Source organism: Pantoea brenneri (genome assembly GCF_038594305.1).
In the GTDB taxonomy this organism is placed as follows: domain Bacteria; phylum Pseudomonadota; class Gammaproteobacteria; order Enterobacterales; family Enterobacteriaceae; genus Pantoea; species Pantoea brenneri.
The window spans coordinates 55004-76718 of the sequence record NZ_JBCGBG010000008.1 but is presented as its reverse complement, the minus strand read 5'-3'; the positions used below and the strand labels follow the sequence as shown (position 1 = coordinate 76718).

Below are 21715 nucleotides of genomic sequence, written 5' to 3'. Positions count from 1 at the left end.
GGCCGGTTTTTACAAATTGGTTCAGTTGAGTTCACGTGAGGCAAATCGCGCCAGCGCCGGGCCATCCAGCCGGTAGCGCACCCATTCACTCAGCGGAAGTGCATCAATACTCTGATAAAAATCTTTCGCGGATTTATCCCAGTCCAGCACATTCCACTCAATCCGGCTGCATTGCCGGCTGACTGCCAGCTGAGCAACGTAATGGAGCATCGCTTTGCCCGCACCTCTGCCGCGATAATCAGGCGTAAAGTAGAGGTCTTCCATATTCAGGCTCTGGCGGCCAATCCAGGTTGAAAAGCTCATCGAAATGACGCAGTAACCTGCAATCACCCCCTCAATTTCACAGATGTAGGCTTCTGCTGTGCTGTCAGCTCCAAACAGGGCGTGTCTGATTTCGTCAGCGTCCGGTATCGCCTGCAGGGGGGCTTCGCTGTATACGGATAAGCCGTTGATCATGTTATAGAGGGCATCCGTATCTTCCGGGCTGGCCTGGCGAATAATCACGCTCATAAATATTCTCTGATCAGTACTGTTTGATGCCCGTAAGGATAATCGCTATTCTTTAATGAATTAAGTGCAATAAAATCAATTACAGGTGAATTTCATGCATCATGTGCTGAGACGTCTCGATCTCAATCTTCTGCCTGTTTTCGATGCCGTCTACCGCCACCGCTCTGTCAGGCTGGCTGCGGTTGAACTCTCTATGAGTACTTCTGCGTTAAGTCATGCGTTAACCCGCCTGCGTGAATTCCTGAAAGATCCGCTGTTCTATCGCGAAGGGCATAAGATGTGTCCCAGCGTCTTTGCGCACCAGCTGGCACCGCATATTGCTGCCTCACTCGCGGTGCTCAATCAGCATCTCAGCCCGGTACAACCCTTTGATCCCCGGACCAGCACCCAATCTTTTCGGGTTGCCGTAACGGACTACACCGCTTTTTGTATCTTTCCGGAACTGATCAAAGCGCTGGAAAAAACCGCGCCCGGCGTTAATTTCGAACTCTGCCACCTGCCGCACAACCCGGCGCTGACAGAATTACTGGCCGGTGAGGTTGACCTGGCGTTGAGTTTTAGCGAGCCGGATGATGTCCGGCATCAGGATCTGGATGAGGTGGATTTATTCAGCGATGAATTTGTGGTGATCGGTAACATCAATCGCCAGAGCCTGACGCTGGAGGAGTATCTGGCCGCTGGTCATCTGGTGGTGACGCCGTGGAATGAAAAAAAAGGGCTGCTGGATACGCATCTTGCCCGGCTGGGGCTGACGCGCCGGATCGCGCTCAAAACCCCGTCAATGCTCAGTTCTCCGCACATTGTGGCGGAGAGTGAATTGCTGATGGCTATTCCCTCCTTTGTCGCCGGTAAAATTGCGCCGGTCGCGCAGGTCAGAATCTTCAGATTGCCCTTCCGTGCGCCCCCTTTTACGGTAAAAATCTTTTCCCACCAACGCAGCGGCAAGAAATCCTCTACCGACTGGCTGAAGAACAATATTTTTCAGAGCATCCAGCGACAGAATCTGACGCTTAACCGGCAAGCCCAGCCGGTCGGCTAATGGCCTGATAGCCCTGCCACAGACGCTGCCGCCTAGCGCACCGGCTCTTCAAACGCCGATCTGACTGCCGCGATAATCCGCTGGGCTTTTTCAGCATCATCAAGCTGCGGGAAGGCCTTTTTCAGTTTGCCGGAAACCTGCCAGCCATTCTCTTTCAGCGAACGGATGATGCGGCTGGCGTCCTGATCGGGCATCTCAATCACCTCTTTCAACCGCTCCTGCGCCCGCTGAAAAATCACCAGCACTCTGGCCTCATCTGCCATTTCGGTTCGCACCGTATGCTCGACCACCCGGGCGGTATACAGCACCTGTTCGGTCAGGTCGGGATAACGCCAGGCAAAACGCGCATCGTCATAGTCAGTGAAAACAAAGTTACTCAGCGTGCCATCTTCATAGGTGATCAGTTCAGCAAACCGATAGCTGCCGGCGTAGCGCCGCATCAGCCGTTTTGAAAAAACGTCCAGCGTGCGATCGTAGCCAGCGCGGAAATCAAGTGAACTGGTGATGGTAGCCGAGACCGGCAGAATAACGCCCTCCGGCACGGCATGGTCGCGGATCAGCGTATCGTTGATTAAAAAGCGGTGGATGCGGCCATTACCATCGCGCATCGGATGGATATAGACAAAACCAAAAGCGATCACGCCAGCCCGCGCCAGCGGTTCTGCCCCGCGCGTTGCCTGCTCGAAGGCTTTCAGGCCCTGCATAAAACGTGGAACATCGCTAAACTGCGGCGCAATGTAATGGACGATATCTTCGCGTATTGTCGCCTGACCGACAAATACCGGCGAGCGGCGCAGCCCCAGTCCGAGCGCATCGTGACCGAGAATGCCCTTCTGCAGGGTGTGCAGACTGGCATCGCTGAGCGGGTCGTCAAGCTGGCCGCAATATTGCGCAATGACGTGCGCAAAACGCTGAATACGATCGGCCTGGCTGGCCTCTTTCTCTATCAGAAAGCTGGCGCGGGATTCCTTAAACGTCAGCCAGCTGGCGGTACGCAGCAGGATATCGGCACCAAACGCATTATCCAGCTCAGCGAGGGCACTCTGCAGATCAAAAGCCAGCGCCTGTTCGGTGGCGGCCGTCCGACGCACTATCGGGCAGAAATCAACGCTGCCAGGCAGATTGTCATTGATGCGCCAGCGTTTTGACCGCTTGAGGCTGGTGCGGGTCAGGTAGGCCTTGGGTGAAATCGCATCCACATAGCCGCCGTTGGTCACATCCGGCACTGCCAGCGTCTCGCCGGTCAGCCACTCATAGAAAAAACCGGCGCGGCGCGCATATTGCCCGTAAGGCTCACGGCGGCACCAGTTCTCCAGCGGTTCGGGGCCGATGGCTGCAAACAGGCGGGCAAAAAACTCCAGATGGATCTCTTCATATTTGAGACCAAAGGCGAAGTGACCAGCAATATCGTCTTCCGGGCGGTAGCTCGGCGGATAGCGGTTCTCTATCTGCCCCTGACTCTCGTGGCGGGATCGTACGGTGCCGATAAAGGACGCCACACGCAGCGGTTGCGCCAGTTCAATAGCATAACGTTCAGACAGCGCTTTAAAACCGACCAGCATGGGTTAAATCCTTTATCAGAAGACGAAAAACGATAATAAAAAGCAGATTTAACACGGAAATGATAATTTCGCCAGCTGCAGAACGTGAATGCGCGCGCGAAAAGGGTAATCAAAACCACATTAGCAGTGAAAATGATAACCGGCAGGCGTGGCGCAATTTCATCACCGCGCCAGTCGGGACAGCAGAGTAACCACCGGGAATGGGGATGGACGTAAGAGTAGAGAGGGAACGGACCGGCAAACCTTTCCCCGCCGATAATCTGCGAAAGGCCAGCATTGCCTGGTCAGACGGCAGATGCGTCCGTTGCCGTCTGACCACAGTAAGGTGACGCGAGTGGCCGGGGTGGTGAAGGTTTTATTCCTCCAGCACCAGACACGTTACCCCGAGAATGATAACGGCGATACCTGCCAGCCCGCGCCAGCTAAAAGGTTCATGGAAAAATGGCAGGCTGACAGCCGCCAGCCACACCAGCACATAGCTCAGGCTCAGCAGGGGATAAATCCGGCTGAGCGGAAAACTGTGCAGCGCCCGTAGCCAGCACAACATCGACAATCCGTAGGCCACGAGCCCGACCATCAGCAGCAGAACCGGCAACAGGGCAAACGGATTGCCGGATGAGATCGGTCCATACAGATCGGGTAGTTGCGGCATTGCCCAGCGCATCATCAGTTGGGCCGCTGACACCAGCAGCACGCTGCCCGCTATCCAGCCGTAGCCTTTCATAGCTGGCTGCCCATCAGCGTCACCCCAATTACCACCAGCAGCGTGCCGCCGATCTGGCGCAGCGTCAGGCGCTCACGCCAGATGATGCGCGCCGCCAGCGCAACAAAGATAAAATTGAGGCTCAGCATCGGATACGCCTGGCTGACCGGCACCCGCTGCAACACCGCCAGCCACAGGATCATGGCGATCCCCAGCAGCAGTACGCTGCCCGCCAGCCAGCCAGAAACCGCCAGCCGGGAACCGCTGACCCGCGTGGCCTGTTTCTGACACAGCTGCGCGCTGCAGCTGAGCAGGCTCACCAGCACAATCAGCAGCACCATCAGGGAGTCTGACCATAATAGAGGCTGACCAGTCTGCCCTGACGATAAACCGCATCCGGTACCGGGATCGCCGCTCCGATATCGCTGTGCACCGAGTCAACCAGCAATAGCAACGACACGCTACCGGTACGGCGATGCGCCGCGAGCCAGCCGCCCAGGGCGGCTTCGCTGACAAAGCGGGATTGCGCATCCGGATAGCCCAGCCCATATTCCAGTTCGCCTTTCTGGTCATAAAAACCGATATCGCTGCGCCGCAGATGCCAGGCAACCGCCGCGGCGACGCCCGGATTATCCGCCAGAATATAACGGCTGCCAGCCAGCCGATCGCTGATTGCCACCACAAAATGCTGTGGCTGTTTGGCGTCACGTATTTTATCCGGGATCACAGGGCCGATCGTCAGCGCAACGACTAACGGGCAAAGCGCCGCTGCCTGCCAGCGATGGCTGGCGTAACGGGTGCTGTACAGGCCGATCAGCGACCAGCTGAGGAACGCCAGCGCCGCCAGCGCCAGCTTGCTGTTTTCATCCGGCGCAAACAGCGGATGGTGTGTCAGGCTCCACGGTGCCAGCACCAGTAGCAAAGCAGCCAGCATCACCACGCCATACAGGGCATTAAGCCAGCCGTTGATCTTCAGCGCCCGCCCCGCCCGCTGCGCCGTCTGTAGTCCGTAGTGCGCCATCAGCAGCGACAGCGGCACAAAACAGGGCAGGATATAGGTCGGCAGTTTGCCTTTTGCCAGGCTAAAAAACAGCAGCGGCATCACCGTCCAGCTCAGCAGATAACGTGCGGCAGCCTGATACTGACCTTCGCGCCAGCCCGTCATCAGCGCACCGGGCAGCAGTCCCAGCCAGGGTAACGTCCCCAGCAGTAAAACCGGCAGGTAATACCAGAATGGCGCTTTGTGTTGCGCATTCGGTTCGGCAAAACGCTGAATATGCTCAACCCAGAAGAAGTAGTGCCAGAAATCGGGCGCCTGATGCCAGATCGCCAGCGCCCAGGGTGCGCTAATCGCGGCAGCCGCCAGCACCGCCAGCGGACCATAGAACAGCAGTTCAGTGACCCGCCGACGCCAGACCGCCCACGGCAGAATCGCCAGCACCGGCACCGCCAGCGCCAGAAATCCTTTGGTCATGAATCCCATACCGCAGGCGAGGCCGAGCAGCAGGTAGCCACCGACCCGGGTGGTGCGCGCGTCAGATTGGGTTGCCAGCCAGTAGCTGCACATCGCAGCCGCCAGCCACAGCATCAGCATCGGATCGAGCACCGCATAGGTACCGATGCCGTAAACCAGCAGAGAGCTGAGGAAAATCACCGCGCCCACCGCTGCCGTACGCCGTGAATCAAACAGCCGTTTGCCCAGCCAGTAAATAAGCGCGGCGGTCAGCGTGGTAGTGATTATCGATCCGGCCCGCACGCCAAAAAGAGTGTGACCAAACAGCCACTGGCACAGCGTGTTGACCCAATAGCCCGCCACCGGCTTTTCAAAATAGCGCAGGCCGAAAAAATGCGGTACCACCCAGTCACCGGTCGCCAGCATCTCGCGGCTGATCTCAGCATAGCGGGTTTCATCCGGCTGCCAGAGATCGCGAAACATCGGCGGGATCAGGTAATACAGGGCAAAAAAACCGAAAAAAAGCAGCCATTTGCTGGTTATCCGCATCGGGGCTCTTTCACCTCATCAATCAGTTTCTGATAGCCCAGCCACCCTTCCCGCCCGGCAATTTCGCCTCTCACCACTTTGCCGCGCGGCAGGGTTGAGAGATCGGCAGGCAACAGCGCGCTTAACGGGCAAAACTCAATGCCGTTGCGGCCCGCCCACGTCAGCAGCGTGGCAAAGTCCTGATAGCCGACAATGCCTTCCACCTCGGCATGAATGGTGTAAACCGGCGTTTCCCCGGCGGAGAGCATCTGCTCGAGGATATAGCCATTGAAACCGTTCGCACTGACCTGTCGGCCCACCACTTCATCCCAGGTGGGCAGCGTGACCGGTATCTGTACCGTGCCGGGCTGCCCGTCAGGCAGTATCGGCAGGAACGGGCCGCTGCCACGGCAGTCGCTGTTGTAGTGAAAGCCAAAGTTCTGTTTAGCAGCCATCACCCGCCCATCGGCGCGCCAGCCTGCGGCGGCCGAGCAGCTGATGGGCTGACCCAGGATCTCGCTCAGCGTCTGGTTGCCGCGGGCTATCTGCTCAATCAGTTTCTCTTCCGGCCAGACACCGGCCCAGGTTTGCCAGGCAAAATGATCCCAGGCGTGCAGTCCGACCTCATGCTGCCGGGCCGTCTCCTGCATAATGCGACTCAGGCCGCGCCCAATCGGCTTGCCCGGCCAGGCGGTGCCGGCCAGCAGGATGTCCCAGCCGTACAGCGAGGCGGCGCGCGAACGCATCATTTTCCACAGAAAAGCCGGCTTAATCAGACGCCACAGATGGCGTCCCATGTTGTCGGGTCCGACACTGAAGAAAAAACTGGCGCGTATGGCGTGCTGCCTGAACAGCGCCAGCAGCGCCGGTACGCCCTGCTGCGTGCCGCGCCAGGTATCCACGTCAATCCGCAGACCGATCCTTTTCATCGATGATCAGCCTGCTGCTCAAGGGTTCGCAGGAAGAAGTCGAGCGTATTATCGATGGTGGTATCCATCGTCACGGTCGGCGTCCAGCCCAGCAGCCGGCGCGCGTTGCGGATCGCCGGTTTGCGGTGCTCGACATCCTGATAGCCTTTGCCGTAGTAGCTGCTGCTCTCCACCTCACGGAAACCGGCAAACGGCGGGAACTGGTGACGCAATGGATGACGTTCGAAGCTGGCCAGCAGCTGCTCTGCCAGCTCTTTAATGCTGGCTTCGTTATCCGGGTTGCCAATGTTGATGATTTGTCCATCACAGTTCTGCTGCTTGTTTTCGATAATCCGGAACAGCGCTTCCACCCCATCCTGAATGTCGGTAAAGCAACGCTTCTGCCTGCCGCCATCTATCAGCTTGATCGGAGAACCCTCGACCAGGTTGAGGATCAACTGGGTGATGGCGCGTGAACTGCCGATGCGCGCCGCATTGAGGTTATCCAGCCGCGGTCCCATCCAGTTGAACGGACGGAACAGGGTGAATCGCAGCCCTTCTTTCTCGCCGTAGGCCCAGATCACCCGATCCAGCAGCTGTTTTGATACCGAATAGATCCAGCGCTGCTTGTTAATCGGTCCGACCACCAGATTGGAGCAATCCTCATCAAAGCTGGCGTCGGTACACATGCCGTACACCTCCGAGGTAGAGGGGAAGATGATGCGCTTTTGATACTTCACGCAGTCGCGGATGATTTTGAGGTTCTCCTCGAAATCCAGCTCAAACACCCGCAGCGGATTACGGGTGTATTCGATCGGTGTCGCAATCGCCACCAGCGGCAGAATGACGTCACATTTCTTAATGTGGTACTCAATCCACTCGGAATGGATAGCGATATCCCCCTCGACAAAGTGAAAGTGTGGATGATCGAGAAAACGGCTGATGGCATCGGAACTGATATCCAGTCCATAAACCTCAAAGTGGTCATCCTGTAATAGCCGTTCGGTGAGGTGGTTACCGATAAAGCCGTTTACGCCGAGGATCAACACCCGGGTACGGCGCTGCAGTACCGACTGCGGTTGCGAGTAGAGCAGCGCGCCCGGCACCATCCCTAAGCTTTGCGCCAGCTGGCTGCCGTTCATGTAGACGCCATGCTCAGACTGCCCGGTCTGGATCTCCAGCGCGCCGTCACCACAGGCGATCAGAAAAGGGTGTTTCGACAGCACCGTGCCCGGCCTGGCGTGGTGTTGTTGCGGATGAACCCGGCTCTTCCAGACGATAAATTTTACCGAGCCGGCAAAGGCGAAGGCGCCCGGCCAGGGATCGGTGACTGCCCTGACCAGATTGTGAATCGCCTGCGCCGGCTGATGCCAGTCGATGCGGCCATCTTCGGCGGTGCGCCGTCCAACCCGGCTAGCCTGGCTCTCCTCCTGCGGCCATTCGCTGATTTGCCCGTGACGCAGATCGGGCAGCAGATCGTTCAGCAGCTGTTCCGCCGCCGCCGACAGTTTGCGGTGCAGGGTCAGCGCCGTGTCCTGATCCTCAATCGCCACCCGCTGCTGCGCCAGGATATTACCGGCATCGGCCCGTTTCACCATCCGGTGCAGGGTGACGCCGGTCTCGCGCTCGCCATTGATCAACGCCCAGTTGAGCGGTGCCCGGCCCCGATATTTTGGCAGCAGCGAACCGTGCAGATTAAACGCGCCATGACGGGCGCACTGCAAAATCTCGTCGCTCAGCAGATGCCGGTAGTAGAACGAAAAAATCATGTCGGGTGCCAGAGTGCGGATGCGGTCAAGCCAGATCGGATGGTTCGCCTCGTCCGGGGCATAGACCGGGATACCATGCTCAGCCGCCAGCCGCGCCACCGATCCGAAAAAGTGATTTTCGGTCGCCTCATCGTTGTGGGTAAAAATGGCGGCGATCTCATAGCCAGCATTCAGCAACGCCGTGATACCAACACAGCCCATGTCGTGGTAGGCAAAAACGAGGGTCTTCATAGTGAACTTTCCTGTACTGATGGCTGTACTGAAGGCGCTTGCGGAGCCTTAACAACCCGTTGAACGAAATAGCGCGGACGCGCCCGAACATCGTTATAAATACGCCCGATATACTCACCGAGCAGGCCCATACCGACGAACTGCGCGCCGATGAACATGAACAGCACGGCGAACAACACGAAAACGCCGTCGCCCGCCCAGGCGGCACCAAAGAACAGCCGCAGCACAATTAACACCAGGGAAAAGGCGAAGCCGGTCAGCGCAATCAGGCTGCCGACCACGCTGAGCAAGCGCAGTGGCGTGGTGGTCAGGCAGGTCACCAGGTCATACATCAGGTTGATCAGCCGCATGAAGCTGTATTTCGAGTCGCCAAACGCCCGTTCGGCGTGGATGACCGGCAGCTCAATGGTGTGGCGGGCAAAGGTATTCGCCAGTATCGGAATAAAGGTGCTGCGTTCGTGGCAGTTGAGCATCGCATCGACAATATGACGACGGTAGGCGCGTAACATGCAGCCGTAATCGCCCATCGCCTGGCCGGTCACCCGCTGGATCAGCCGATTGAGGGTGCGGGAGGCCTGACGACGGAACCAGCTATCCTGCCGCTGTTGCCGCACGGTCCCGACCACGTCATAACCCTGACGGGCGGCGTCAACCAGCCGCGGGATCTCTTCCGGCGGATTTTGCAGATCGGCATCAAGCGTGACAATGACGTCGCCGCGGACGTGGCTGAAGCCCGCCATGATGGCGGAGTGCTGACCATAATTACGGTTGAGCAGCACCCCAATCACCGGGCTATCCGGAAGGGCTGCCGCCTGTTCAATGACCTCTGCTGAGCGATCGCTGCTGCCGTCATCGACCAGCAGGATTTCATACTCCAGTTCCAGCGGATCGCAGGCTGCGCGGGTGCGGCGAATCAGTTCAGGCAGGCTCTCCTGCTCGTTGTAGACCGGGATAACCACGGACAGCAGGTTGATGGGTTTTACGTCACGCATTACAGGCTCCCGCAATGTCATGCAACGCCGCGATCACCCGTTCCACATCCTGATCGGTCATGCCGGGGAACAGCGGGATCGAACACATTTGCTGGCTGTTGCGTTCACTGGCAGGCAAACGCAGCTGCGGGTAGTGCTCACGGTAATATTTGTGGGTATGGGCAGCGCGGAAATGCAGTCCCGATCCTATCTCCCGCGCTTTCAGCGCCTGCATAAACGCATCGCGTGACAGTCCGCAGCGCGACTCATCGATGCGCAGAATAAACAGATGCCACGCATGCTGATGCGGCCAGTCGGGCAGCGACAGTGGCGTGAACGGCAGCGTTTGCAGGGCATCCAGATAGCGCCGGGCAATCTCACTGCGGCGCGCGATAAAACCCGGCAGTTTTTTTAACTGCACCAGCGCTATCGCGGCGCTGATGTCAGGCAGGTTGTATTTAAAGCCCGGCATCATCACTTCAGCCTGCGGCTGGCGGCCGTGAGTCTGGCGGTCGAAGGCATCAACCGCCAGACCGTGAAACTTCAGGCTGCGGATCCGATCGGCCAGCGCGGCGTCATCCGTCACCACCAGGCCGCCCTCCGCGCAGGTGATATTTTTAATCGCATGAAAGGAAAAAATCGCGGTGCCCTGATGCCCGACATGCTGGCCATGATAAGTGGTACCGACCGCATGGGCGGCGTCTTCGATCACCGCAATGCCGTGCTGGCGCGCCAGCTGATAAATCGGCTCCAGATCCACCGGCACACCGGCGTAGTGCACCGGTATAATGGCGCGGGTGCGCGGCGTGATGGCGCGGGCAATCTGCCCGGGCATCACCATCAGATGATCCGGGTCCACATCAATCATCACCGGCGTTGCCCCAAGCAGGGTGATCAGATTGAGGGTGGAAACCCAGGTCATCGACGGGGTAATCACCTCATCGCCCGGCTGAATGCCGAGGGCCATCAGCGTGACGTGCATCCCCGCCGTCGCCGAACTGACGGCGATTGCATGCTGATTGCCGGTCAGCTGAATAAATGCCTGCTCCAGTTCGGCGCATTTCGCGCCGGTGGTTATCCAGCCGGAGTCAAAAACCGCTTTTACGGCGGCCAGTTCCTCATCGCCAAACGCGGGGCGTGAAAAAGGCAAAAATGCCATGGTGAAGCTCCTGCAGTTCTACACAATAAACAGGCACGCACGGTTAATCATGCGCAACGCCAGTAATAGCGAGGAAATAGCGAATCTCCCGCCGACACCCTTTCAAAACAGAGCACGTTGATCTTCTTAATAAATTAAAAATATCAGACTGGTGATACACGCTAACGCACAAAAGTTAACTAAACATTAAATGAAGTGGGTTAAATCCAATAAAATAAAAACAGTTTCATTTAATCATTTCTGGAAAAGTTCAGTTATTTAATATTAATAATCATGTCGATTGCCACTCTCTCCACTTTATTGACAATACGTTTATAATCGATGAATATCAGGAGAGTTAATGGCTTTATCATAAAATTGAATTAATGACCAGAAATCGATTAAAAAGCGTTTATTTTCATAATGATAAAAACGGTTCCGGCACGAAAAAATGAATTAAAATCGCTGTGACTCGCACGGAAGAATAATTTGAGAAGAAATGTTATCAGCTTAAGGTTTTCTTAATATTAGCCATGCCGGTTTACGCACGCACTGTACTCACCTGTTAACCGTGCGTGGAGATCGATGTTGTTAGCACCCGGCTATTCCCCTGCAGGCCAGCGGTTGCAGTTGCGAAAATATGCTGATGGCGGTCAGGCGCGGTGCCGGGCAATAACGCTATTCGCGCTACTGGCCGGTGTTATTCAGGCGATAGTAAAGCTGGCCGTGCGATAAAATGAATACATACAGCCCGACAGACGTTAACACCTTACCTGCACGTATAAAGAGAGCCATCTGATGATCCGCACCGCCTGTCTGTTAAGCCTGAGCTGTTTCTTAAGCGCGTCGCTTCACGCCGCGCCAATCACCTACGCCATCGCCACCGATAAAACTGCCATCGGGCTGTCGTGGCGTGCCTTTGGCCACAGCTTTTCACAGGCGCATCTTGAAGGCGTGACCGGTACCGTGACGCTGAACCCCGATCAGGACAGGGACGATCGTGTTGAGGTGAATATTCCAGTCGATACGCTGGTCGCCTCAAATACGTTATTAACCTGGCAGCTAAAAAGTGACATGTTCTTTGATGCGCAGCATTACCCGGGGATTCGCTTCGTCAGCAGCCGGGTTACCGCGCTGGGAGCGGGGGAATACCGAATCTTTGGCGTCCTGACGGTGAAAGATGTCAGCCGTCCGGTGGTGATGCTGGCGACACTGGAGAGTGGCCAGCCGCTCACGTCTTCATCACAGTCGCTGACGCTGCATGCCAGCACCGCGATATCCCGCACCGCCTTCCGGGTTGACCGGCTGGTCGGGATAGTCGATGACCGCGTGGCGATTGCCCTTACCATCACGGCTCAGACGAAGTCCCCGTTATAACCGCTGTGCAATCAGCCTCAGCGCAGCGCTGACCGTAATGCTTCGGCGATTGCGGCCAGTTGCCGCGGTGGATTACGGCCGATCAGTACAAACTGATGTCGCTGATCTGCCCACCAGGCGAGCTGCATACCGTGGCGCTGCTCGCGCTGAACGACATGGCTTGCCTGCGTTTCGGGCGAGATACAGAGCGCCAGCGGGCCGAAATCGGCGTGTAGCCAGGCAATCTGCGCAATTGAGGTGCGCTCATAGCGCAGCATCCGCACCATTTTCAGCTCAGCCTGCGGCAGGTGCAGCTGCTGTTGCGTAATCTGCAGGCCCAAATCGAGCCGGGTGCGATCCAGGCCACGTTGCAACAGATCGGGATCGCCCGGCGTATCCGCCAGGGTTTCCGCACTGTAAAGCGACATGTAGCGCGCCTCAAGATCGCGGACATTCTGGCTTTCGTCGGCGCTTTCAGGCGCCGGGCGGGCCAGTAAACCGAGACCACTTCCCACCAGCAGAAAGCTCACCGAGGCGGCAATCAGCGCACGGCGACTGTAGCCAGCCACGGGTGACGCCGGCGACAGCGCCGCCAGCCGCTGCGCCATTATTTGCTGCGGCGCCTGTTCCAGTAACGGTGCAAAAGCCTGCTGAAAATCGATGCTGCCATTACGCAGTTCCTCAACCCGTGCTGCCAGCAGCGGATCACGCACGATATCCTGTTCAAACTGCACCGCATCGTGACGGCTCATCTCACCATCCAGCCAGGCGACAATCGCTTCGTCGCGCCACGGCGGCATAAAATTCCCTGTGGTCATAGCCGTTTCTCCTGCGGGACGGGCGGGGCCGTGGTTGTTTTCGCCAGCGTGGCGCGGGCGGCGGCCAGACGGCTCATAATAGTGCCAATCGGTACCGATACCGTATCGGCCGCTTCCTGATAGGAGAGCCCTTCCACGTAAACCAGGAACAGGGCATTCCGCTGCGCTTCGGGCAGCGCGTTGACCTGCTGCATGATGCGCCGGAAATGGCGGTTATCATCATCTGCGGGGTGCGTATCGGCAGCCAGCAGCAGATCGGGATCGACAAAACCCTGTCCCTGCCGGACTTTACGCGCGCGCAAATCACTGACCCAGATAGAGTGCAGAATAGAGAACAGCCACCTGTCAATGCGGGTGCCCGGCGTATACTGCGCGCTCCGCTCCAGCGCGCGCACGCAGGTCGACTGCACCAGCTCTTCGGCCAGATCGCGGTTGTGCGACAGCACATAGCCATAACGCCAGAGGCGCGTCAGGTGCGCCGCAAGGTGCTGTCGGACGTCGCTATAAGTAATTTTGCTCTCCCCCACCGATCAGGTTTCAGGATGCCCGTTGATGGCTGCCTGCAGATCACGATATTCCTCGCAATCTGTACCGCAAATTCCGGCAATGGTTTTTAACTGCTCGCGCGCCAGATCGGGACGCCCTTTGATCATCCAGGCTTCACCAAGATATTCGCGCACTTTAGCGTAACGCGGATCGATCGCAATGGCGCGCTGGTAATAACCAATCCCTTCATCGGTGCGGCCCAGCTTGCGGGTGGCATAACCGCGATAATTCCACGCCTCGCGCGTATCCGGATTTTTCAGCGTATCCAGCAGGTTCAGTGCCGCCTGATATTCGCCTTTTTTCGCCAGATGGTAGGCGTAGCGCGTTTTATCCTCATCGCTGAGCATGCTGGTCTTTTCCGGCACGCAGGCTTTGGTTTTACCGTTATAAACCTGCCCTTTGGGGCAGTCCGGCACCTTTGTATCACTGTCATTATCGCCCATCGCCATACTCAGCGGCGCGTGCAGGGTGAGCAGCAGTACGGGAACGGCAAACAGGCGGACGCCATAGCACTTTTTCATGATTGATCCTTGAATCGCTGAGTTAGCACGACGAGGCAGTACTCTGTCGCGAGGGTGAAAATATTGACGGTGCGCGGCCAGCGCAGGCGGGCCTTCAGCGTCTGAACGATTTCACGTTGCCGGCTGTCGTGCTCAGGCAGCGCCCGGCGAAGCGCAGTGCCACGCGCGGCCGTCAACATGGAAAAAGAGACCTGTCGGGCCGGGAAGAAACGAACAGAGGGCATCGTCGTTGTCCTGAAAAGGTTCACTGAGCAGTAAACACTTCACCGCCGGTTTCTATTCGATAATTTTTTTGTCACTGCGGTGGAGGGCGGCAGCGAGTCAGGCGCATGCCAGGCACGGGATAATCAGCAGCGCGGGCGGAAGCTGTTACCACGCTCAAGCCGCGATGGCGGCAGACGGCAAACTCAACAGCGCATCAGTGACCGGCAGGCAGATCGTCCTGCCGGTCCGAATTACAGCGAGACTTTTTCAACCGGACAGAAGCGATGTTCGGCCAGCGAAATCACCGCCGCCTCAGCAATCGCCTGGGCTTGCAGACCATCTTCCAGCCCAGGCAGATCGGCAACCGACTCGCCATTCAGCGAACGGACAAACGCATCCAGTTGCGCATACCAGGTCGCCTTTACCCGGCTGAGCCAGTCAGGCAGCAGCCCGGGCTGCTGGATCTGCTCGCGCTGATAGCAGGTCACGCCCTGCTGCTGCTGACTGCGGGACTCCAGCATACCAAGCGGCCCCATCACGCTGATCCGCTCGTCGTAGCCGTAGCCGGTGCGGCGGGCGTTATCCAGTTGCGCCAGCCCGCCACGTTGCAGCCGCAGCAGCAGCGTGCTGGTGTCTACGTCTGCAAAATCGCTGATGGCCGGCAGCGCCAGCGCCGCCCCCATGGCGGCCACTTCCGTCACTTCGTCATCGGTCAGCCAGCGTAGCAGATCAAAAAAATGGATCGCCTGGTCACGCATCTGTCCCCCGGACGCCTGCAGATAGGCCAGCGGCGGCATCTCTGAAGAACGGCAGACCATCTGAATCAACTCAGCTGGCCCGACTCTGCCCTGCCGGAGCTGCTGTTTAAGCTGCTGGTGGCTGATGTCGAAACGGCGATTGAATCCGACCGTTACCGGCACATTACAGAGCAACACCTGAGCCACCACCCGGCGCGCGCGCTCCAGAGACAGATCGATAGGTTTCTCACAGTAGATCGCTTTGCCGGCACGCGCCGCCGCCACCAGCAGATCGGCATGGGTCGGTGTCGCACTGGCGATGAGCACCATATCGATACTGTCATCGTTCATTACCTGGCTGACTGGCGCGGCGTGAGCAGCAAAACGCGCAGCAAATGCAGCGGCGCGTGCGCTATCGGTATCGGTTACCGAGACCAGTTCTGTGGCCGGATGCGCCTGCAGATTGACGGCATGCACTTCGCCTATAAATCCACAGCCCAGCAGGGCAACACGTTGCTTTTTATTCATTTATTTGAACTCCATCATAGTCCAGTGGAAAGCGCCGTTTGCAGCTTAGCCTTGCTGGTTACACTGGTGACATCGCGTTGTTGAGGTCTTTACCTCAGGGGAGAAAAGAATGTCACTGAAAGAGATCGCCCGGCGTGCGGGTGTCGGTCTGGCGACCGTGGATCGGGTGCTCAATGAGCGCGGTGGCGTGTCACCCCAGACGGTGCGTAAAGTCCTGCAGGCCGCGCGTGACAGCGGTCTGAAACGCATTTTGCCGCAAGAGCATCGCCAGCCGTGGCAGATTGAGGTGTTAATCAGCAGCAACGATGCCTTTTTCTTCCGCCAGCTGGCGCAGGATTTGATTGAAGCGGCAATGCATCCGGGCTATCAGCGGCTGACGCTGCACCGTACCTTTGTGCCTGAAGCGCAGCATGAGCGACTGGCACAGCGCATTATGGCTGGCAGTGAAACGCGGGACGGCCTGATGGTGTTTGCGCAGGCACATCCGGCGATTTACGCTGCGCTGGCGCACTGTGAGGCGCGTGGCGTGCCGGTTATCACGCTGGTGACCGATCTGCCTGACGCGGCCCGGCTCTGTCACGTCAGCATAGATCAGCGAAAAGCAGGACGCACCGCCGGTCAACTGATGGGCAAAATGCTGCAACAGCCGGGTGAGGTACTGATGGTCAGTGGACGGATGGATTACACCGCGCACCGGGAGCGGATCGACGGCTTTCGGGATGTGCTGAGCGCGCGTTTTCCGCATCTTCATTTGCGGGAGGAGCTGGCGGCTGAGGAAAATCGCGATGTCATCAGCAAACTGCTGGAAAAACAGCTGATCTGCGGCGGCAATCTGCTGGGTATTTACAATACGGGACTGGGAAATACCGAAATAGGCCAGGCGCTGGCGCGCCATCGCCGCCTGAATCAGTGCGTGTGGATCGCCCATGAGCTCTATTCCACTACCCGCACGCTGCTGGCGCAGCAAAGTCTTGCCCTGACGCTGGACCAGAACACCCGGCAACATGCGCAGCTGGCACTGCAACTGATGCTGAACTATCTGGAACAGGGAGAAAAGCCCGACACCTACGCTGCCGGAAAAGTTGAGTTCGTCATTTACACCTCTGAAAATAGTGTTTAAGCAACAGGCTATCAATGCCTGCCCTCCCACCCTGCACGCCAGCTTCAAACCAGCTGCGGGATTAGCGGATGAGCCATTTATGTCACCACTTTACCCTTTAGGGTTTGCGGCTGCGCCTTCCAGCACGCGCACTACGGGTCATCATATCCTCCCGGTCAAACTTATTTTATTTTTCCATTTTATTTCTGGACCAGCCGTTGTCTGGTTATTTAGGGTTTGTTGAAATCAGGTTAATAATAAAACCAGGAATATTTACCCGAAAAAGAAAATACCCTTTAATTACAGATAAATAGCATTCAGTAGTAGAACACACTTAAGTATTAATTTTATTTAACCTAAATAGCACTGATTAATAAACAACCAGACCCGATCACTATGACGATTTATATCAACTTTATCCTGGCTTGAGATGTCTGATAATGACGGCGCTTACAGATACCTCTTACGGTTCTGTTAACACCGGAACGCGTCACTATTGCAGCTGAGCCAGAAGAATCTGCTTACCGGGCTTTAGAATCATAAAACGTCCGGTGGGTTGAAAATCAATTACCTTTCTGCCGAACAAGGAGAGCAATAACGAGAATCTGTAACGCGCCCGGAGGGTATCGATGCATCAGCGATGCGGGAGACGGCACCGCGACCCGCAGGTTAATGCCCTGATGCACACGATTACTCAGGCCGGACCTAAGCAGTGCGCCTTACATTAAACTTATCAGCCAGATTGCCGAATGATTGGCGTCTCATGTTGAGACGTCGCGAATTTTTACGCATTGATTTTACGAGGATATATGGAAAAGATTGATTATTTAATGCAGCTGCGACATTGTCCCTGCACAGACATTCTTGATATTGTCACCAGTTATATGCGCTATCGTGTTCCGGCAGAGGATCTTTCCTCGTTTGAAGGTGCTTACGATCATCGCAAAGCGGAACTGGTGATGAACGAAATCTATAACCAAGTACCCATTGAAGCCTGGCGGTATGTCAGTTAACCCCGTTCGTTTCTGTATCACATCAGGTTATGACTATTTCCGGCCGTCATTATTGAATGAATAATCGTCTGGCCGAGAGAAAAACAGAGCAGCACCGCACAGGGTGATGCTCTGTAAAAATGATCCCCTGGCCGCTAGTCGATATCTAAGTCAGCGGCTCTCTGACTTTGCTTTTACGCAGGCATTAATGCGCATGTTGTCTGCAACCGCCACGGCGAATCAAAAGTGAGCAACAGACACGCTGCCGCTTTTACTAAGGTGCTTAACACTGTGGCACTGCAGCCTTTTCCTGGTTCTGGACACGCCAAAGCAACAGCAAAATGGCGTCACGCTCAATCGCGCTGCATCGGCCCCGGTGCGGTCAAAAGAGATAACCGTCGCGTACCCACGTCAGAAATGACATTAACTGCGTTGCCGGCAACGCCTATTTATTTAATTCAAGTGAGTTTATTAAATTCATCCGATTTGCGCCTGCTGCTTAACTTCAGATGCCTCTGTTTCAATGGTTGCGAAACAAATGGCAATATGTCTGCCACTGCGCGCCATATGTTTCTGCAGTTTAAGCAGAGAAGTAAGTTATTTAATTAACAGATGAACCTTCTGCCAGCCACGCACTTACCAGAAAAAATTTAATTAGCGGCATTACTATTAAAAAGCAATTAATCCGGGAAGCTGAATTTATCTTATCCACCCTGCCTTTAGCTCTCGCCGATTTTAAACATAATCAAAATGCAATGCAGGTGAATTATTTTAACATTTCTAACCTGCGGACTAATGCCGCATCGCCTTAATTTTTAAAGAAGAATGTTTCCGACAGATGTTCTTAACCTGCTGGCGGCCTGAAAATAGCGCATGGCATTATCTTTACATAATTCGGCCCTGCCCGGCATAATCCCGTCACCTGCACTCAGGATGGGAGCGTAAATTAATTCATTTCTTTCAATCTGACCCGTTTTTATTCAGCCGGTTAATTCATCACGCCTAATGACATACTAAAGGTGTTCGGGATTAATTGCGCTGAATTTGGGTCATCAATAAAATCTTAAGGAAGAGTTACGGGCATGAATAATCAATTCAGAATAAGCAGAGTCGCAAAAATGCTAATGCTGGCCAGTGGTGTGAGCGTTATGCCAGGCTTCGGCTATGCAGCAATGTCAGGCAGCCTGACGGGCAGCGATATTACCCTGCCTGACGCGACCATGCTGATAGCCGACCAGACCCTGAATGGCGGACTGTACGGTATCATGGTGCCCAGCACCGTTCCCGGTAAGGTGGTTATCGGCACTGGCAGTACCGTTCGCGTTACCGATGCCGAACACTATGCCCAGGGCATTTTTATCAAAGGGCCGAACAGCCTTTTTACGGCAGATAAACTGATTGTGAGCGTGTCGGGCATAACAGCCAGCGCCTTTGAGCTTACCGGTAAACAGTCCACGGCTGATTTAGGCACCGGCAGTTCGCTAAACACGGCGGCAACCGGCATTGCCTATGCGGAAGGCCTGACGGTGAGCAATGCTTCCAGCCTCACAGCAGAACAACTACAAATCTCTACCCAGGGCATTAATGGACTTGCCCTGCATATTTCCGGCTACGATACGCAGGTCAGCCTGGGGAATAACAGCGCCATTCAGACCAACGGCAACAACAGCGATGGCGTGCGGATTGATGCCTTTACAGGCAATCCCACCGGCAGCTCGCCGTTACTGACAGCCAATCATCTCACTATCAATACGCTGGGCAACAGTTCGCCCGGCATCAATATTCAGTCAGACAGCGAGGTCAGGCTGGGCAGCAATTCAACCATCATCACCTCAGGCGTTACCTCTGTCGGCATCGTGAACATGGGGACTGTCACGGCAGATCACCTGACCATCAGCACCGCCGGTGATGATTCGGCGGGTCTGTCTGTCAGAGGAAGCGGGCTTGCCAACATTGGCGCAGGTAGCCAGGTTGCGTCAGCGCAAAGCGGTGCCATCGTGGCTATGGATGAGGGTTCCACGTTAAATTTTTTCGGCACTGAGGCAGAACGTAGCACGCTAAAATCCGCCGGATTATATGGTGCGATGGCGCAGCTGGCAGGCGCGACGGTAAATCTGCGTAACACCGATATTGCCATTAATAGTGTCAATATTATTGGGCATGGCTTGCTGGCAATCAGCGGGCAGATCACCGGTCAGAACCTGACTATCAACGGCCTGGCGAAAAGTACCTATGGCGTTTATGCCGTGGCCGGCGGTCAGATTCATCTTCAGGGCGACCTGAAGATTGATATGGGTTCGCCAGATGGCGTTGCGATGGCTACCGAGCACTTTGATGGCTTTGCACCCGGCGCGATTGATGCTGACGGCAGGATGAACATCACCGGTAGCGTTGGGTCGCTGGGCGGATTAATCGACCTTAACTTTGCCCCAGGTTCGCTCTGGTCTGGCAGAGCGGTCAGCGATAACGTGAACGGCGGCCATCTCAACATCCAGCTGACCGATAGCCAATGGCGGGTTGCCGGTGATTCCGTAGTCGATAAGCTGCAAATGCAGCATTCTCTGGTCGATCTGACTGCCGCCAGCGACGATAGCCGCTACGCCACGCTGAAGGTTGCTAACCTGAGCGGCAGCGGGGATTTTGCGTTGCGCACGGATCTCGCGGGTGACGGCAATGGAGTTAATAACATTGGCGATAAGGTGGTGGTGACCGAAAGCAGTGCCGGTGATTACCGGTTGTTAATCCAGAACCGGGGCAGTGCTGCCACAAACGGTGATGAAGTATTGACGGTGGTCGAAACGCCGGATGGCGTCGCACGCTTCACCGGAGATTCGGCTGTTGAACTGGGCGGTTATGTTTATACCGTCAATCAGCAGGGCACTCATTGGGTACTCTCTTCACCAGCGGCTGAAGCCGAAGCGCCGGAAATCATCCCCACCGTTCCGGCTGAGAAGCCTGAAACCGTTCCCGTCGCGCCGGCTGAGGATACCGAAGCCGCACCTGCCACTCCGCCAGACAGCGCAGAAGCCGCACCGGTCATCACCGGAGATAACGAAAGTCCCTCACCCGCTACCCCGGCAGTTATTCCGCCCGACGCCAGCGGCCCATCGGTGATCAGCAGCAGTGCCAATGCTGGCGCGAACTTCCTTAATATTGGCTATCTGATCAACTACGCCGAAACGCAAACGCTGATGCAGCGTATGGGTGATATTCGTCAGGGTAAAACGGATGGCAATGTCTGGCTGCGAGGGATTGATGGCCGTTTCAGCGGTTTTGCGACGGGCAAATTAAGCCACTTCAGCCTGAACTATACCGGCTATCAGTTCGGGGTGGATAAACGCTTATCCGATGAGGTGCCGGTTTATCTCGGTCTGTTTATGGGAGCGACGACAGGCTCGCCCCACTATCAAAGCGGCAACGGAACCACCCGCTCCAGCCATTTTGGTCTCTACAGCAACTGGATGAATGAGGAGGGTTTCTACATTGATGGTGTGGTGAAATTCAACCGACTGAAAAATCAGTTTAGCGTCAACGATACGCAGCAGAACCGGGTGGCCGGGAGCGGCGTCTCGTCCGGTTTCAGCCTGTCGCTGGAAGCCGGTAAGAAGTTCAGCTTCTCCGATAATGCCAACGGTTTTTACCTGGAACCTCAGATGCAGATGACGGCGGGACACCAGAATGGCAGTTCGCTGCGTGCCTCGAATGGTCTGAACATTGATCTGTCGAACTATAAATCCGTTCTCGGCCGGGCAAGCGTGCTGGCGGGTTATGAGATTAATCAACGGGGCTACCAGTTCAACGGCTACCTCAAAACCGGCATGATGCGCGAATTCGCCGGCGACGCAAATTATGCGCTGAATGGATCTCGTGAAACGCTGTCATTCAAAGGGAACAGCTGGAATAACGGCATTGGCGTCAGCGCTAAGCGCAATAATCACACCCTGTTTATCGAAGCCGATAGCGATGATGGAAGCCGTTTCAGACAGCGTCAAATCAATGCGGGTTATCGTTTTAGTTTTTAACCTGCAGCCCCGTTAGCTTATCTCCCTCGCAGCAGCGGGTAGTCAGGAAAACGGGTTATGCGCAGCGCCTTCTAAGGTTC

At 56.2% G+C, this 21715-nt stretch carries 20 protein-coding genes; 6 read left to right on the top strand and 14 right to left on the bottom strand.

Going from position 1 to position 21715, the window contains the following annotated elements:
- Positions 1–21: 21 nt before the first annotated feature.
- Positions 22–510: a GNAT family N-acetyltransferase gene (locus tag AABB92_RS20790; RefSeq protein ID WP_031377945.1), complete on the bottom strand. Its 489-nt coding sequence runs from the start codon at positions 508–510 to the stop codon at positions 22–24.
- 94 nt (positions 511–604) lie between these two features.
- Between AABB92_RS20790 and AABB92_RS20785 the strand changes: the two genes are divergently transcribed.
- The gene (locus tag AABB92_RS20785) at positions 605–1549 is read left to right on the top strand and encodes a LysR family transcriptional regulator (protein WP_031377946.1); all 945 of its coding nucleotides are present in this window, start codon (positions 605–607) and stop codon (positions 1547–1549) included.
- A gap of 32 nt (positions 1550–1581) precedes the next feature.
- Here the strand turns inward: AABB92_RS20785 and AABB92_RS20780 are convergent, their stop codons facing one another.
- The 8 genes from AABB92_RS20780 to arnB form a co-directional block, all read right to left on the bottom strand.
- The gene (locus AABB92_RS20780; RefSeq protein WP_031377947.1) at positions 1582–3111 is read right to left on the bottom strand and encodes a Fic family protein; all 1530 of its coding nucleotides are present in this window, start codon (positions 3109–3111) and stop codon (positions 1582–1584) included.
- 355 nt (positions 3112–3466) lie between these two features.
- Positions 3467–3835, bottom strand: coding sequence for a 4-amino-4-deoxy-L-arabinose-phosphoundecaprenol flippase subunit ArnF (gene arnF / locus AABB92_RS20775; protein WP_046289404.1), 369 nt, complete (start codon positions 3833–3835; stop codon positions 3467–3469).
- The gene (arnE, locus tag AABB92_RS20770; RefSeq protein ID WP_046289403.1) at positions 3832–4155 is read right to left on the bottom strand and encodes a 4-amino-4-deoxy-L-arabinose-phosphoundecaprenol flippase subunit ArnE; all 324 of its coding nucleotides are present in this window, start codon (positions 4153–4155) and stop codon (positions 3832–3834) included. The genes arnF and arnE overlap by 4 nt, the downstream gene beginning before the upstream one ends.
- Positions 4155–5816 carry a lipid IV(A) 4-amino-4-deoxy-L-arabinosyltransferase gene (arnT, locus tag AABB92_RS20765; protein ID WP_046289402.1) on the bottom strand — a complete coding sequence of 554 codons (1662 nt, stop codon included), beginning with the start codon at positions 5814–5816 and terminating at the stop codon, positions 4155–4157. The genes arnE and arnT overlap by 1 nt, the downstream gene beginning before the upstream one ends.
- The gene (gene arnD / locus AABB92_RS20760; RefSeq protein WP_031377948.1) at positions 5807–6724 is read right to left on the bottom strand and encodes a 4-deoxy-4-formamido-L-arabinose-phosphoundecaprenol deformylase; all 918 of its coding nucleotides are present in this window, start codon (positions 6722–6724) and stop codon (positions 5807–5809) included. Before arnD ends, arnT begins: the two co-directional genes overlap by 10 nt.
- Positions 6721–8703, bottom strand: a complete 1983-nt coding sequence (gene arnA / locus AABB92_RS20755) for a bifunctional UDP-4-amino-4-deoxy-L-arabinose formyltransferase/UDP-glucuronic acid oxidase ArnA (RefSeq protein ID WP_046289401.1) — start codon at positions 8701–8703, stop codon at positions 6721–6723. The genes arnD and arnA overlap by 4 nt, the downstream gene beginning before the upstream one ends.
- On the bottom strand, positions 8700–9695 hold the full coding sequence (gene arnC, locus AABB92_RS20750; protein WP_031377949.1) for an undecaprenyl-phosphate 4-deoxy-4-formamido-L-arabinose transferase: 996 nt from the start codon (positions 9693–9695) through the stop codon (positions 8700–8702). The genes arnA and arnC overlap by 4 nt, the downstream gene beginning before the upstream one ends.
- Entirely contained in the window at positions 9688–10833 is a 1146-nt protein-coding gene (gene arnB / locus AABB92_RS20745) for a UDP-4-amino-4-deoxy-L-arabinose aminotransferase (protein ID WP_031377950.1), read from the bottom strand. The genes arnC and arnB overlap by 8 nt, the downstream gene beginning before the upstream one ends.
- Before the next feature lie 777 nt (positions 10834–11610).
- Here arnB and AABB92_RS20740 point away from each other — a divergent pair.
- The gene (locus AABB92_RS20740) at positions 11611–12189 is read left to right on the top strand and encodes a YceI family protein (protein WP_031377951.1); all 579 of its coding nucleotides are present in this window, start codon (positions 11611–11613) and stop codon (positions 12187–12189) included.
- 17 nt (positions 12190–12206) lie between these two features.
- Here AABB92_RS20740 and AABB92_RS20735 read toward each other — a convergent pair whose 3' ends face one another.
- The 5 genes from AABB92_RS20735 to AABB92_RS20715 form a co-directional block, all read right to left on the bottom strand.
- Positions 12207–12986 carry an anti-sigma factor family protein gene (locus AABB92_RS20735; protein WP_046289400.1) on the bottom strand — a complete coding sequence of 260 codons (780 nt, stop codon included), beginning with the start codon at positions 12984–12986 and terminating at the stop codon, positions 12207–12209.
- Positions 12983–13459: a sigma-70 family RNA polymerase sigma factor gene (locus tag AABB92_RS20730; RefSeq protein ID WP_181956060.1), complete on the bottom strand. Its 477-nt coding sequence runs from the start codon at positions 13457–13459 to the stop codon at positions 12983–12985. Before AABB92_RS20730 ends, AABB92_RS20735 begins: the two co-directional genes overlap by 4 nt.
- Positions 13460–13516: 57 nt before the next feature.
- Positions 13517–14053, bottom strand: coding sequence for a tetratricopeptide repeat protein (locus AABB92_RS20725; RefSeq protein ID WP_031377952.1), 537 nt, complete (start codon positions 14051–14053; stop codon positions 13517–13519).
- Entirely contained in the window at positions 14050–14277 is a 228-nt protein-coding gene (locus AABB92_RS20720; protein ID WP_046289398.1) for a hypothetical protein, read from the bottom strand. Before AABB92_RS20720 ends, AABB92_RS20725 begins: the two co-directional genes overlap by 4 nt.
- A gap of 231 nt (positions 14278–14508) precedes the next feature.
- Positions 14509–15522, bottom strand: coding sequence for a Gfo/Idh/MocA family oxidoreductase (locus tag AABB92_RS20715; protein WP_031377954.1), 1014 nt, complete (start codon positions 15520–15522; stop codon positions 14509–14511).
- Positions 15523–15631: 109 nt separating this feature from the next.
- On the opposite strand from AABB92_RS20715, the gene AABB92_RS20710 reads away from it, so the two are divergent.
- The 4 genes from AABB92_RS20710 to AABB92_RS20695 all read left to right on the top strand — a co-directional run bounded on the left by AABB92_RS20710 (position 15632) and on the right by AABB92_RS20695 (position 21635).
- Positions 15632–16642, top strand: a complete 1011-nt coding sequence (locus tag AABB92_RS20710; protein WP_031377955.1) for a LacI family DNA-binding transcriptional regulator — start codon at positions 15632–15634, stop codon at positions 16640–16642.
- Between the two features lie 788 nt (positions 16643–17430).
- Positions 17431–17634, top strand: a complete 204-nt coding sequence (locus AABB92_RS20705; RefSeq protein WP_031377956.1) for an Hha/YmoA family nucleoid-associated regulatory protein — start codon at positions 17431–17433, stop codon at positions 17632–17634.
- A 270-nt stretch (positions 17635–17904) separates the two neighbouring features.
- Positions 17905–18222: a hypothetical protein gene (locus AABB92_RS20700; protein ID WP_152659114.1), complete on the top strand. Its 318-nt coding sequence runs from the start codon at positions 17905–17907 to the stop codon at positions 18220–18222.
- 509 nt (positions 18223–18731) lie between these two features.
- Positions 18732–21635: an autotransporter outer membrane beta-barrel domain-containing protein gene (locus AABB92_RS20695; protein WP_238585859.1), complete on the top strand. Its 2904-nt coding sequence runs from the start codon at positions 18732–18734 to the stop codon at positions 21633–21635.
- Positions 21636–21715: the final 80 nt, after the last annotated feature.

Bases quoted from the DNA above. Each gene is read 5' to 3' on its own strand.
- AABB92_RS20735 (WP_046289400.1), bottom strand. From the start codon at position 12,986: ATGACCACAGGGAATTTTATGCCGCCGTGGCGCGACGAAGCGATTGTC.
- arnB (WP_031377950.1), bottom strand. From the start codon at position 10,833: ATGGCATTTTTGCCTTTTTCACGCCCCGCGTTTGGCGATGAGGAACTG.
- arnE (WP_046289403.1), bottom strand. From the start codon at position 4,155: ATGGTGCTGCTGATTGTGCTGGTGAGCCTGCTCAGCTGCAGCGCGCAG.
- arnC (WP_031377949.1), bottom strand. From the start codon at position 9,695: ATGCGTGACGTAAAACCCATCAACCTGCTGTCCGTGGTTATCCCGGTC.
- AABB92_RS20725 (WP_031377952.1), bottom strand. From the start codon at position 14,053: ATGAAAAAGTGCTATGGCGTCCGCCTGTTTGCCGTTCCCGTACTGCTG.
- AABB92_RS20740 (WP_031377951.1), top strand. From the start codon at position 11,611: ATGATCCGCACCGCCTGTCTGTTAAGCCTGAGCTGTTTCTTAAGCGCG.
- arnF (WP_046289404.1), bottom strand. From the start codon at position 3,835: ATGAAAGGCTACGGCTGGATAGCGGGCAGCGTGCTGCTGGTGTCAGCG.
- AABB92_RS20710 (WP_031377955.1), top strand. From the start codon at position 15,632: ATGTCACTGAAAGAGATCGCCCGGCGTGCGGGTGTCGGTCTGGCGACC.
- AABB92_RS20790 (WP_031377945.1), bottom strand. From the start codon at position 510: ATGAGCGTGATTATTCGCCAGGCCAGCCCGGAAGATACGGATGCCCTC.
- AABB92_RS20715 (WP_031377954.1), bottom strand. From the start codon at position 15,522: ATGAATAAAAAGCAACGTGTTGCCCTGCTGGGCTGTGGATTTATAGGC.
- arnT (WP_046289402.1), bottom strand. From the start codon at position 5,816: ATGCGGATAACCAGCAAATGGCTGCTTTTTTTCGGTTTTTTTGCCCTG.
- AABB92_RS20695 (WP_238585859.1), top strand. From the start codon at position 18,732: ATGCTAATGCTGGCCAGTGGTGTGAGCGTTATGCCAGGCTTCGGCTAT.
- arnA (WP_046289401.1), bottom strand. From the start codon at position 8,703: ATGAAGACCCTCGTTTTTGCCTACCACGACATGGGCTGTGTTGGTATC.
- AABB92_RS20780 (WP_031377947.1), bottom strand. From the start codon at position 3,111: ATGCTGGTCGGTTTTAAAGCGCTGTCTGAACGTTATGCTATTGAACTG.
- arnD (WP_031377948.1), bottom strand. From the start codon at position 6,724: ATGAAAAGGATCGGTCTGCGGATTGACGTGGATACCTGGCGCGGCACG.
- AABB92_RS20785 (WP_031377946.1), top strand. From the start codon at position 605: ATGCATCATGTGCTGAGACGTCTCGATCTCAATCTTCTGCCTGTTTTC.
- AABB92_RS20720 (WP_046289398.1), bottom strand. From the start codon at position 14,277: ATGCCCTCTGTTCGTTTCTTCCCGGCCCGACAGGTCTCTTTTTCCATG.
- AABB92_RS20705 (WP_031377956.1), top strand. From the start codon at position 17,431: ATGGAAAAGATTGATTATTTAATGCAGCTGCGACATTGTCCCTGCACA.